The sequence below is a fragment of the Streptomyces sp. NPDC016845 genome (genome assembly GCF_044332585.1).
Lineage (GTDB): Bacteria > Actinomycetota > Actinomycetes > Streptomycetales > Streptomycetaceae > Streptomyces.
In genome coordinates, this window is the sequence record NZ_JBIRPI010000011.1 from 217917 (window position 1) to 228155 (window position 10239).

Annotated in this window: 15 protein-coding genes and 1 pseudogene; 9 read left to right on the forward strand and 7 right to left on the reverse strand. The window is 71.8% G+C overall.

The window, feature by feature from the left end; translation table 11 throughout:
- Positions 1-97 precede the first annotated feature (97 nt).
- The 6 genes from ACH4RC_RS25720 (at position 98) to ACH4RC_RS25745 (ending at position 4670) form a co-directional block, all read left to right on the forward strand.
- Positions 98-997, forward strand: coding sequence for a GNAT family N-acetyltransferase (locus ACH4RC_RS25720; RefSeq protein ID WP_398205130.1), 900 nt, complete (start codon positions 98-100; stop codon positions 995-997).
- Positions 998-1162: 165 nt separating this feature from the next.
- On the forward strand, positions 1163-2101 hold the full coding sequence (locus ACH4RC_RS25725) for a cation diffusion facilitator family transporter (RefSeq protein WP_398205132.1): 939 nt from the start codon (positions 1163-1165) through the stop codon (positions 2099-2101).
- Positions 2102-2190: 89 nt separating this feature from the next.
- A complete protein-coding gene (locus tag ACH4RC_RS25730) occupies positions 2191-2598 on the forward strand; it encodes a VOC family protein (protein WP_398205134.1) in 408 nt (135 codons plus the stop codon).
- Between the two features lie 119 nt (positions 2599-2717).
- A complete protein-coding gene (locus ACH4RC_RS25735; protein ID WP_398205136.1) occupies positions 2718-2876 on the forward strand; it encodes a hypothetical protein in 159 nt (52 codons plus the stop codon).
- Positions 2877-2941: 65 nt separating this feature from the next.
- Positions 2942-3439 (forward strand): two-component system response regulator, encoded by a 498-nt coding sequence (locus ACH4RC_RS25740; RefSeq protein ID WP_398205137.1) that lies wholly within the window; start codon positions 2942-2944, stop codon positions 3437-3439.
- 142 nt (positions 3440-3581) lie between these two features.
- The gene (locus ACH4RC_RS25745; protein WP_398205139.1) at positions 3582-4670 is read left to right on the forward strand and encodes a hypothetical protein; all 1089 of its coding nucleotides are present in this window, start codon (positions 3582-3584) and stop codon (positions 4668-4670) included.
- A gap of 71 nt (positions 4671-4741) precedes the next feature.
- Here the strand turns inward: ACH4RC_RS25745 and ACH4RC_RS25750 are convergent, their stop codons facing one another.
- Complete coding sequence (locus ACH4RC_RS25750) at positions 4742-5377, reverse strand: HdeD family acid-resistance protein (RefSeq protein ID WP_398205140.1); 636 nt, start codon at positions 5375-5377, stop codon at positions 4742-4744.
- 136 nt (positions 5378-5513) lie between these two features.
- Here ACH4RC_RS25750 and ACH4RC_RS25755 point away from each other — a divergent pair, with 136 nt between their 5' ends.
- Positions 5514-5795, forward strand: coding sequence for a DUF488 domain-containing protein (locus ACH4RC_RS25755; protein WP_398205142.1), 282 nt, complete (start codon positions 5514-5516; stop codon positions 5793-5795).
- Between the two features lie 8 nt (positions 5796-5803).
- Here the strand turns inward: ACH4RC_RS25755 and ACH4RC_RS25760 are convergent, their stop codons facing one another.
- The 3 genes and pseudogenes from ACH4RC_RS25760 to ACH4RC_RS25770 all read right to left on the reverse strand — a co-directional run.
- On the reverse strand, positions 5804-6199 hold the full coding sequence (locus tag ACH4RC_RS25760) for a helix-turn-helix domain-containing protein (RefSeq protein ID WP_398205144.1): 396 nt from the start codon (positions 6197-6199) through the stop codon (positions 5804-5806).
- 138 nt (positions 6200-6337) lie between these two features.
- A complete protein-coding gene (locus tag ACH4RC_RS25765) occupies positions 6338-6697 on the reverse strand; it encodes a luciferase family protein (protein WP_398205146.1) in 360 nt (119 codons plus the stop codon).
- A 21-nt stretch (positions 6698-6718) separates the two neighbouring features.
- A pseudogene (locus tag ACH4RC_RS25770) lies at positions 6719-7180 on the reverse strand (PadR family transcriptional regulator); the annotation flags it as partial.
- A gap of 65 nt (positions 7181-7245) precedes the next feature.
- Here ACH4RC_RS25770 and ACH4RC_RS25775 point away from each other — a divergent pair.
- Positions 7246-7638 carry a nuclear transport factor 2 family protein gene (locus ACH4RC_RS25775; protein WP_398205148.1) on the forward strand — a complete coding sequence of 131 codons (393 nt, stop codon included), beginning with the start codon at positions 7246-7248 and terminating at the stop codon, positions 7636-7638.
- Positions 7639-7642: 4 nt separating this feature from the next.
- Here ACH4RC_RS25775 and ACH4RC_RS25780 read toward each other — a convergent pair whose 3' ends face one another.
- From ACH4RC_RS25780 to ACH4RC_RS25790, 3 genes are all read right to left on the reverse strand, one after another.
- The gene (locus tag ACH4RC_RS25780; RefSeq protein WP_398205149.1) at positions 7643-8431 is read right to left on the reverse strand and encodes an isocitrate lyase/phosphoenolpyruvate mutase family protein; all 789 of its coding nucleotides are present in this window, start codon (positions 8429-8431) and stop codon (positions 7643-7645) included.
- A 68-nt stretch (positions 8432-8499) separates the two neighbouring features.
- A complete protein-coding gene (locus tag ACH4RC_RS25785) occupies positions 8500-8934 on the reverse strand; it encodes a Zn-ribbon domain-containing OB-fold protein (protein ID WP_398205151.1) in 435 nt (144 codons plus the stop codon).
- Between the two features lie 145 nt (positions 8935-9079).
- Positions 9080-9808: a TetR family transcriptional regulator gene (locus ACH4RC_RS25790; protein ID WP_398205152.1), complete on the reverse strand. Its 729-nt coding sequence runs from the start codon at positions 9806-9808 to the stop codon at positions 9080-9082.
- Between the two features lie 120 nt (positions 9809-9928).
- On the opposite strand from ACH4RC_RS25790, the gene ACH4RC_RS25795 reads away from it, so the two are divergent.
- A partial coding sequence (locus ACH4RC_RS25795; RefSeq protein ID WP_398205154.1) for an electron transfer flavoprotein subunit beta/FixA family protein occupies positions 9929-10239 on the forward strand: 311 nt, incomplete at its 3' end.

Below are 10239 nucleotides of genomic sequence, written 5' to 3' on the forward strand. Positions count from 1 at the left end.
GGCCTTTCACCCCCGCGCGCCCCCTGCCTGCGGCCACCTCCTCTCCCCTCTCCTCTCTCTGAATCTCCCTGATCTCCCTGATCTCCCTGGAGCGCTCTTGTCCCACGTGTCGCAGGTACCGGCCCGGCTGACGCCGCTCGTCGATCCGCACGCCACCGCCGGTACGCGCCGCCTCGCCTGGCTGGCGCGGGACGCGGACGACAACCCTGTCGGCACGGCGTTCCTGCGCCTGTTCGACCGCGAAGGACAGCGGCACCTCGCCGAGCTGACCCTGCGGGTCCATCCGGCCGAGCGGCGCGCCGGGATCGGCACCGGGCTGCTCGCGGCGGCGGTCGAGGCGGCCCGTACGGACGGCCGCCGCTCGCTGCTGGCCGGCGCCGACGGCGACTCCCCCGGCGAACTCTTCCTCGCGGCACGGAAGTTCAGGCGGGTGCTCCGGCTCACGTACACGCGTCTGGTGCTGGCCGACGCCGACCGCAGGGCCCTCGCGACGACGGCCGGACGCCCCTGCCCCGGCTACCGGCTGACGGAGTGGGACGGCACGGTCCCGGACGGCCTGGCGGAGTCGTTCGCCGCCGCGCGCCGGGCCATGGACGACATGCCGATGGACGACGCCGACTACGGCCACGTCGAGTGGGACGTGGAGCGGGTGCGCGCCGTCGCCGAGGCCGTCGCGGACCGCGGCGACCTGCTGCACACGGTCGCCGCGCTCGACGAGCGCGACGGCTCGGTGGCGGGCTTCACCGAGCTGGTCGTGCCGGGCTCGCGCGAGGGCGACGGCCGGCACTACGGCACCGGCGTCCTGCCCGGTCACCGCGGCAAGGGACTGGCCCGCTGGATGAAGGCCGACCAGATCCTGCGGCTACGCGCACGCCATCCGGAGCTGACGGGTCTCGTCACGGACACCGCGGACAGCAACCGCCCGATGCGCGCCGTGAACGACGCGCTCGGCTACGTACCGACGCATCGCTCGTGCGAGTACCAGCTGGACCTGTGAGATCGGCCCGTCAGGAGGTCTTCGCGCTGGTCCGCCGGGTTTACGGCGCGGGGCGCCGGTTACCGGGGACGGGGTACGGCGCGGCCACGGTCCCCCGGGCCCCTCGGCCCGCCGAGGCCGCCGCACACGACCGGTAACCACTCTTCACACCCTGTGAGTTGACACGTGAGCGACCCCGAGAAGTCCGGCGCGCAGGAGGACCGCAAGACCCGGCTCACGGTCCTTGTGGCGCTCGCCGCGAATCTGGTCATCGCCGTCGCGAAGGCGATCGGCGGCGTCATCGCGGGCTCGCCCGCCCTGCTGTCGGAGGCGGCCCACTCGGTGGCCGACAGCCTCAACGAGGTGTTCCTCCTCGCGGCACTGCACCGCAGCCGCCGCCCCGCGGACCGCCGGCACCCGTTCGGCTACGGCAAGGAGCGGTTCTTCTGGTCGCTGCTCGCCGCCGTCGGCATCTTCGTGATGGGCGGCTGCTTCTCCTTCTTCCAGGGCTTCGAGGCACTGACCGGACCGAACACCCAGGAGTCGCACAGCGGCTACACGGCCGGGCTCGTCGTCCTCGGTGTCGCGCTCCTCGCCGAGGGCGCCTCCCTGGTCCGCGCGGTCCACCAGGTCCGGGCCCAGCCCGGCAAGGGCCTCGGCTCCGACCCGGCGCTGCGCACGGTCCTCGCCGAGGACAGCACGGCCGTGCTCGGCGTGCTCCTCGCCGCCGGCGGCATGGTCCTGCACATGGTCACCGGCAACGTCGTCTGGGAGGGCTCGGCGTCCCTGGCCATCGGCGCGCTCCTGGTGTACGTCGCCTTCGGGCTCGGCAAGAGCGCCCGCGAGCAGCTGATCGGCGAGGCCGTCGACCCGGAGCTGCGCGAGGGCATCCTCGACCTCCTCCAGTCGCAGCCGGAGATCGACTACGTGGCGGCGCTGCACACGATGCAACTGGGCATGGACTCCACGCTCGTGGCGGCCCGCGTCGACCTGACGCCGGGCATCGACAGCGAACGCCTCGAACTGGTCAGCGAGCGCATCAAGGAGTCCATCCAGAAGAGGTGGCCGGAGGCGGACCAGGTCTTCCTCGACGTGGTCGACATACCGCAGCGCGTACGTGAGTGAGCGCCGCGGGTGAGCGCGAAGGCTGACGATTCGGACATGCGTCCGGGGGTACTCGCGGGGCGAACCGACGGCGAGACCGGGGAGGTCCGATGAGCCACGTGGAAGCGGCGGTGCTGGTCTTCGACTGCGCGGAGCCGGAGGAACTGTGCGAGTTCTACCGGGTGCTCCTCGACGGAGAGGTCCAGCCGCCGGACGGTGGCAACCGGATCGAGCTCGTCGGCGCGAACGGCACGCGTCTGGCCTTCCGCCGCGACCTCAACGCCGCCCCCGCGAGCTGGCCGCGCCCCGACGACTCCCAGCAGGCCCATCTGGATCTGCTGGTGGCGGCGGAGCACCTGGACGACGTGGAGCGGCAGATCGTCGGGCTCGGCGCCCGGCCCCTCGAGACGCGCGGCGACGGCGGCGGCCGTACGGCGTCACGCCTGTACGCGGATCCGGCCGGGCACCCGTTCTCGCTGCGCAGCGCGCGGCAGCCGGCGAAGCCGAAGGCGAGCTGATCGGCGCGACGGCCATGAACCGCCTGCCCGTTCATGTCGTCCGACTGCCGCATGTCGTTCCTATGTACAGCTGTCTACAAGCCGAGTCAGATCCTTTCTGTCCGAAAAGAGGTTCACTCATGAACACCCGGCCGCGCGCCCCCCACCCCGAAGAGACCAAGCACGAGGTCAGGGGCGCTGTGCGGATGTGCCGTCCGGCCCGCCGTGAAGGGCGCGACGCCGTCGAGCCCGAGACGGAGCGCGAGAACGACTGGAATCTGGTGCGCGGAGAGGATTGAGAGCCCCTTCCCCCGCGCGCGTACGGGCATATGCTGTCGGTGCCGACGAGGGGAGGCACCCGGCGATGCCCACCGCTGCACGGCCCAAGATCCTGGTCGTCGACGACCGCGAGGACACGCTCTTCGCGATGGAGAGCGCCCTCGCCCCGCTCCGTTATCCGCTCGACCGCGCCAGCACCGGTGACGACGCCCTGAAAGCGGTCCTGCGCGGCGGCATAGCGGTGGTCCTCCTCGACGTGCTGATGCCCGACGTCAGCGGCTTCGAGGTGGCCCACTACATGTCGCGCCTGGAGCAGACCCAGGACATCCCGATCATGATGATCACGGGCGCGGGCCAGGACACCGCGCTCGCCGTCAAGGCCTTCGAACTCGGCGTCGCCGACTACGTCGTCAAGCCGGTGGAGCCGTGGGTGATGCGGACGAAGGTCCGCTATCTGTACGAGACGAGCCTGCGCATCCATGCCCTGCGGGACCGCCTGCGGATGCATGAGGCCGAGGAGGAGAGCGGCTCTTGTCTCCCGGCCGCCCGCTTCGAGGACCGTCCGCTGTCGCGACCGGCCTGATTCCGCGCCTCGCCCCGCCCGTCCGCTCCCGGTGTCGATGCTCACACCCACCCGGGAGCACACTCGACCCATGTGGTTGTACAGTACAACTTGGTTAAGAGTTGCATAAGCCAACTCACTCGACAGTTGTATACGCCAACCCATGGAGGTCCTGCTCATGCCCGCCGATCAGCGAGCGGCGCTGCGCCACGTCCTGACTCATCTGCTGACCCCGCTCCTGATGTGCGTCGGCATGGGCCTCGCCTACCTCGGCGCCTTCGCCGCGCCCGAGCCGCACCACCTGCCGGTGGCCGTGGTCGGCTCCGGGCCCGAGGCGAAGGTCTTCGCGCAGACCGTGAAGGACGAGGCGGGCGACGCCCTCGACGTGCGGACGCTCCCCAGCCGCGACGCGGCGATCGGGCAGCTGAGGACGCGGCACATCGACGGCGCGTACGTACCGGGCGAGAAGGCGCCGGAGCTGATCGTGGCCTCGGCCGGATCCGACACCACCGTCTCCGTCGTCCAGAAGATCTTCACGCCGGTCGCCGCGGAGCAGGGCGAACCTCTCAAGGTGACCGACGTGGCACCGACCGTCTCCGACGACCCGACCGGGCAGGGCCTGTTCTTCCTGCTCGTCGCGGTGAGCATCGGCTCGTACGCGTCGGTCGCCGTCCTGGGCGGCGCGGGCGCCGCGCTGCGGATGCGGGCGCGGGCGCTCCTCGTGGTCGGCGTCTCCGCGGTGGTCGGCCTGCTCGGCGCGGCCTTCGCGGGGCCCGTCTTCCACCTCGCCCACACCGGTCTGTGGGGCGTGTGGGGCATGGCGTGGCTGTACTCCGCGGGCATCCTGCTGATCGGTGTCGGCCTGCACACGTTCCTCAAGCGCTGGACGACGCTCGCCGTCATGGTGCTGTTCGTGATGCTGAACTTCACCAGCTCCGGCGGGGTCTTCCGCCCCGAGCTGCAGAACGGCTTCTTCGCCTCCCTGCACGCCTTCTGGAACGGCGCGGGCTTCGTCGAGGGCGCCCGCAGCCTCCTCTACTTCGACCACTACGGCCTGGGCCGGTACGTGTGGACGCTGGTGGCGTGGCTGGCGGTGGGCGCGGTCGTGCTCATGGTCGCGGGGATCGCCGAGCGCCGTCGCGGGCGGGCGCTCGCGCCTGCGGCGCCGGCCGCGAGCGAGAAGGCCGCGAAGAAGGGGACCGCCGAGGAGGAGGACGTCGAGGAGGAGCTGGAGGAGACCGTGGGCGTCTGACGCACGGCCTCTACGTCAACGCTGTGCCCCGCGCTCGTGACGAGCGCGGGGCACAGTCGCACGGTCGGGTCTCAGGCGCCGTGCGGCAGCTTCCTCGCCCGGCTGCGCAGCAGGAATGCCTCGACGATCTCCACGACACCCATCGCCACCAGCCAGCAGCCGCCGACCAGGGTCAGGACGGCGACGGACTCGAACGGCGACACGATGAGCACGATGCCCGCCATCGCGCTGACGATCCCGAGGAAGATCTGCCAGCCGCGCGCGGGCATCCCCGGATCGGACGCCGCCGCCGCGGTCTGCGTGATCCCGCGGAACAGCCAGCCGATGCCGATCCACAGGGCGAGCAGCAGGATCGACTGCATCGCGCCGCGGAAGCAGAACAGGCCGAGCAGGACGGAGACGGCGCCGCTGATGAACGCCATCACGCGCAGCCCCGTCGTCACATGGGTACCGACCGCCGTGACCAGCTGGAAGACGCCGCTGACCACGAGGTAGACGCCGAAGAGGATGCCGGCGGCCCACAAGGAGGCGCCCGGCCAGACGAGGACGAGTACGCCGAGGATGAGCGCGGCGACGCCGGCGAGGAGGACCGCCTGCCACGCGGCGGCGGCGAGTCTGCCGAGCGGACCCTCGGGACGGCGCGTTCGCTCGTCCTCGGCGCTGTGGCTGCGGTGCGGAGTCTGCGGTTCGTGCGGTGCTTGGGTCATGTCCGACTGTTCGCACCGCCGTACGGTGCCCGCCAGCGGGATTGGGCCGAACGGGTGACACGGGCGGCCGACGCGGCCACCGGCCCCGTACGCGGCACAAAACACGCGATGCGCCGCACAGCAGCAGACTGGAGCCATGACCGCACACCCGGACTCCGCGCCGTTCCCGGCCCGCCGTGTCCACGATCCGGCCGCCCTGCGCTCCTGGTACCACGAGGACCGCGAGGGGCGGTTCGAGACGTTCGCCGAGCGCTACGAGGCGGAGCTGGCCGAGCCGGTCCGCGCCGACCTCGTCGACCACGTACGCGCACTGGCCCGGCGGGGCCGCGTCACCCTGGTGACCGCGGTGAAGGAGATCGAGCACAGTCACGTACCCGTGCTCGCGCGCCACCTCGGGGCGAGCGGCGACGGCTCATAGGACCCGGCTCACGCGGCCAGGCACACCGTGCCCCGGCCCCCGCCTCGCGCGCCGCCCGCCGCGGTCGAGCCGAGCGGCGTGACGGCGGTGACGGAGACCGGACGGCGGTGGTGCGCTGCCCGCGCGGTTCCCCGCGCCAACTCCCCCTGCGCGAGCGCCAGTACGTCGACGAGACCGAGGCCGAGCGCGCCCGCGGCGGCGGCGAGCATCTCCGAGGACGCCTCCTTGCGGCCCCGCTCCACCTCGGAGAGGTAGGCCATGGAGATCCCCGCGACGTCGGCGACGTCCTGCAACGTCCGCCCCTGGGCCCTGCGTCGGCGGCGCAGCACGTCCCCGACGACATGGCGCCACAGCGGCTCCTGAGCGCGGACGGGCCGGGGCCTGGGGGTCTCGTGTGTGCTCATCGGCCCAGGTTAAGGCGGATACCCCGGACGGTGAACGGGCTTCGCCCAGGGCGATATCGCCTCCCCCGATCCTGCTCTCGCTCGCGCTCTGCTCGTACTCGTACTCGCGCTCTACTCGTACTCTCGCTCTCACTCTCGCTAAGAGGCGCGTGGGCGTTCCCAGTCGCACGGAGGTGAGGGGAACGCGTGGGCGTCGTGTTCCTTGAGGGCGAGGCTCACCAGGCTGAGGAGCAGCTCCACGTCGGTGTCGCACTCCAGGAGCACGGTGATCCATGAGGCGCCCGGCTGGACGCGGATGGCGCTGCTGTGCCGCAGTTGCGGCAGCAGCCGCTCGACCGCCGTCGACGTGAGATAGAGATCTGCGCAGTCGTCGGCGTGGAAATGAATGAGTTCGTGGCCCTCAGCGCCGAAAGCGTGCCCAACCGAGCACCGGGGCGGGCCACTTACCAGGTTCGGCCATGTCCCGAGTTCGGTCATGGCGCGCTGGGCCGCGGTCATGCCTCCATCCTCGCTCACGCTTCACCTGGAGGACCAGCCCCGGCAACCGTCGCGTACCTGTGAGCCCTTCCCGGCGGCGGCGCGGCGCCGCTCCAGCACATCAAGGACGCGCCTGCCCCAACGCAGGTACTCCTCCTCCAGTGCGATGCCGCCGAGCAGGGTCAGGTAGGGGCCGACCCGCTCCCCCTCGGCGAGGAACGCGGCCTCGTCGAGACCGCCGAGCAGGTGCAGGCGCACCCGCTCGTAGCGGGCGAGCTTGCCGTGCGCCCAGGCCATGCGCTCCTCGACGTGGCCGCGCACCGCGTCGGCGTCGCCGACGTCGACGGCCTGCACCTTCACCATCAGTTCGTCGCGCATCGCCATCGGCTTCGGCCGGCGCTCGGTGAACGCGGCGAGGTCGGCCCGGCCCGTCCGCGACAGCGTGAACATCCGCTTGTCGGGCCTGCGTTCCTGCGGCACCACGCGCGCGTCGACCAGTCCCTCGTTATTCTCATCGGCACCTAGTCAAAAAGTTGGCTACGTTGCCTATGAAGGATGAGGTGGGGGTCGTGCACGCCTTCCGTGCGGCCGTGGAGAAGGGCGACCTGTCGGCCGTCGAGGATCTGCTGGCCGAGGACGTGGTCTTCACCAGCCCCGTCGTGTTCAAGCCGTACCCGGGCAAGGCGATCACCGCCGCGATCCTGCGCGGGGTCACCCGGGTCTTCGAGGACTTCCGCTACGTCCGCGAGTACGGCAGCCCCGACGGGCGCGACACCGCGCTGGTCTTCGAGGCACGGGTCGGCGGCCGGACCGTCACCGGCTGCGACTTCCTGCACGTCGACGAGGACGGCCTGATCGACGACCTCATGGTCATGGTCCGGCCGCTGTCGGGGGCGCAGGCGCTGGCCACGGCGATGGGCGCGCAGTTCGACCGGATCGAGGAGGAGGCGGCGGGGGCCTGAAGCGTCAGGCGTGCGGTCCGGCCAGTCCCTGCACCTCGGCGTAGGTGGGGGGCGCGGTGAGGTCTTCCGCGGGGCGTCCGTCGCGGACGGCCGTCGCGGTGGTCACGGCCGCCGCGAGGGCGCGGCGGTAGAGGAGCGAGCCGAGGCTGACCCGGCGGACGCCGAGTGCGCCCAGTACGGCGAGGGAGGGGCCGGTCGGGGCGTAGAGGATGTTGAGCGGTGTCGCGCAGGCCGCCACCAGCCCGGCGATCCGCTCCGGGTCCGAGAGGCCCGGCACGAACACCCCGTCCGCGCCCGCCTCTTCGTACGCGGCGAGGCGCGCCCGGGTCTGCGTCTTGTCGCGGTCCAGCCAGTACGTGTCGGTGCGCGCGTTGACGAACAGCTCGGGCACGGCGGCCTTCACGGCGGCGATCTTCTCGGCGTGCGACTCCGCCGGGGCGAGGGTGCCGTCGGCGCGGCCGTCCTCCAGGTTGATGCCCGCCGCGCCCGCCTCGTACAGGGTGCGGGCGAGCGTCGCGACGTCCCGCGCGTCGTCACTGAAACCGCCCTCGGCGTCGACGGTGAGGAGGAAGCCACCCTTGCCGAGCACTCGGGCCAGGGCCACGGTCGCGTCTCGCGTGGCCGCCGCCCCGTCCGGCAGCCCGGCGGCAGCGGCGACACCGAGGCTGGTCGTGCCGACGGCCTCGAAGCCCTGTGCCGCGAGGGCGGCGGCGGACGCGTGATCCCAGGCGTTGGGCAGCAGCAGCGGGGCCGGTCGGTGGTGGAGGCGGGCGAACGAGGTGTGCGGCGTCATGGCTCCGAGGCTAGGGCCCGGACGGTTCGGTGCCGCCCGAACCGTGGGCGTTCGCCATGAACGGGCGCTCAGCGCAGGTCGTCGCCCCCGGCCGGTTCGCACAGCTCGAAGAGGACTTCCCCGGACTCGGCACCAGCGTGAACCCCGGCGTGGATGCCGCGCGCGGGGCGCACCTCGGCCCCCACCCACACCATGTGCGGCGCCGTTCCCACGATCCGGCACGGCACCACGAAGTCCTCGGGGAAGCGCACCAGCGCCTCGTTGCGGGCCACTCCGGAGCCGCGGTGGACGACCCGCGACTGCACCACGATGCCTGGCCCCACGCTGACCTGCGGCGTCAGCTCACTGGACGCGCACACCGGACACAGCAGCCGCCGGAACGAGGCGGTGCCGCACCAGCGGCACCGCTGATGGACAAAGCCCGTCGGCTCGGCCCCGGCCCCGTCCGCCGGCGTCAGGACACCGCTGCCGCCGGCCCTGGACATCCCGGTTGTCGCTGACATCACTCGGTCTCCCCGCGCTCGTCCGCCGCGCCCGGGGCTGCCGCCTCGGCGCTTTCGCAGCGTATGACACTCAGTGCCGCACGTAAAGACACCAAGTACCTTTTCCAGCGTTTCCCGAGCCGTGCTCAGTCGTCCTCAGTCATCCTCAGTCGTCCCTCAAGGCCGATTCCACCTGCTGGATGACGCGCCACATCGGGGCGCCCTTGGCGGCGACCATGACCACGACCTCCTCCTCGTCCGTGCGCGCGGGCGCCGTGGGCGCGGGCCGCGCCGACGCCTCGCCCCAGACCTGGCGTACGTAGTCGAGGGCGCGGTCCACGGCCACCTCGGCGTCGCCCTCACCGCCCGAGCGCAGCCAGGTGCGCAGCCCGTTGTTGTGCGCGGCGACCACCGAGGCGGCCACGACCTCGGCGCGCAGCGCGCCGTCCGGGGCGTCGGCCCAGCGGCCGCTCAGATACCCCGCGAGGGTGCGCTCGTAGCGCCGGACGACGGAGAGCTCGTAGGTGCGCAGGCCCGGTACCTCGCGGGTCAACCGGTAGCGCTGGACGGAGAATTCGGGGTTCGCGGCGTACATCCGCAGGACGAGGCGCGCGGCCCCGCACACCACCTCGACGGCGTCCCGCCGCGGGCGCGCGGCGGCGAGGTACGCGGTCATGTCCGCCAGGCAGCTCTCGTGGTCGGGGAAGACGGCGTCCTCCTTGGACGGGAAGTACCGGAAGAACGAGCGCCGCCCGACACCGGCCCGCGCCACGATGTCGTCCACGGTCGTCCGCTCGAACCCGCGCTCCAGGTACAGCTGGAACGCCGCCTCGGCCAGCACCTCCCGCATGGGTGCCTTCTTCTGTGACCCGTTGACCCCGCGCGCCTCGCTCATGCCGGGAACGTAACACCGTGCGGACCTCTTTGGCACTACGTACCTTTACAGAGGGAACTGAGTGCCATACGTTGGCGATCGTACGAGTCTGTGGATGTCCTGCGCGCGAGGAGAGCCGGCGTGAGCCTGAGGATCGTTGTCACCGTGAAGTACGTGCCCGACGCCACTGGCGACCGGCACTTCGCCGATGACCTGACCGTCGACCGTGATGACGTGGACGGGCTGCTCTCGGAGCTGGACGAGTACGCGGTGGAGCAGGCACTGCAGATCTCGGAAGCACGCCGGGAAGCAGGCGAGGACGTGGAGATCACCGTTCTGACCGTGGGTCCGGAGGACGCCAAGGACGCGCTGCGCAAGGCGCTGTCGATGGGCGCGGACAAGGCGGTCCACGTCGAGGACGACGACCTGCACGGCACGGACGCCCTGGGCAC

What these genes read in the sequence shown, in the direction of transcription:
- ACH4RC_RS25785 (WP_398205151.1), bottom strand. Translation starts at nt 8,934, where the DNA reads ATGTCAGCGACAACCGGGATGTCCAGGGCCGGCGGCAGCGGTGTCCTG.
- ACH4RC_RS25745 (WP_398205139.1), top strand. Translation starts at nt 3,582, where the DNA reads ATGGAGGTCCTGCTCATGCCCGCCGATCAGCGAGCGGCGCTGCGCCAC.
- ACH4RC_RS25750 (WP_398205140.1), bottom strand. Translation starts at nt 5,377, where the DNA reads ATGACCCAAGCACCGCACGAACCGCAGACTCCGCACCGCAGCCACAGC.
- ACH4RC_RS25755 (WP_398205142.1), top strand. Translation starts at nt 5,514, where the DNA reads ATGACCGCACACCCGGACTCCGCGCCGTTCCCGGCCCGCCGTGTCCAC.
- ACH4RC_RS25780 (WP_398205149.1), bottom strand. Translation starts at nt 8,431, where the DNA reads ATGACGCCGCACACCTCGTTCGCCCGCCTCCACCACCGACCGGCCCCG.
- ACH4RC_RS25765 (WP_398205146.1), bottom strand. Translation starts at nt 6,697, where the DNA reads ATGACCGCGGCCCAGCGCGCCATGACCGAACTCGGGACATGGCCGAAC.
- ACH4RC_RS25730 (WP_398205134.1), top strand. Translation starts at nt 2,191, where the DNA reads ATGAGCCACGTGGAAGCGGCGGTGCTGGTCTTCGACTGCGCGGAGCCG.
- ACH4RC_RS25740 (WP_398205137.1), top strand. Translation starts at nt 2,942, where the DNA reads ATGCCCACCGCTGCACGGCCCAAGATCCTGGTCGTCGACGACCGCGAG.
- ACH4RC_RS25735 (WP_398205136.1), top strand. Translation starts at nt 2,718, where the DNA reads ATGAACACCCGGCCGCGCGCCCCCCACCCCGAAGAGACCAAGCACGAG.
- ACH4RC_RS25790 (WP_398205152.1), bottom strand. Translation starts at nt 9,808, where the DNA reads ATGAGCGAGGCGCGCGGGGTCAACGGGTCACAGAAGAAGGCACCCATG.
- ACH4RC_RS25760 (WP_398205144.1), bottom strand. Translation starts at nt 6,199, where the DNA reads ATGAGCACACACGAGACCCCCAGGCCCCGGCCCGTCCGCGCTCAGGAG.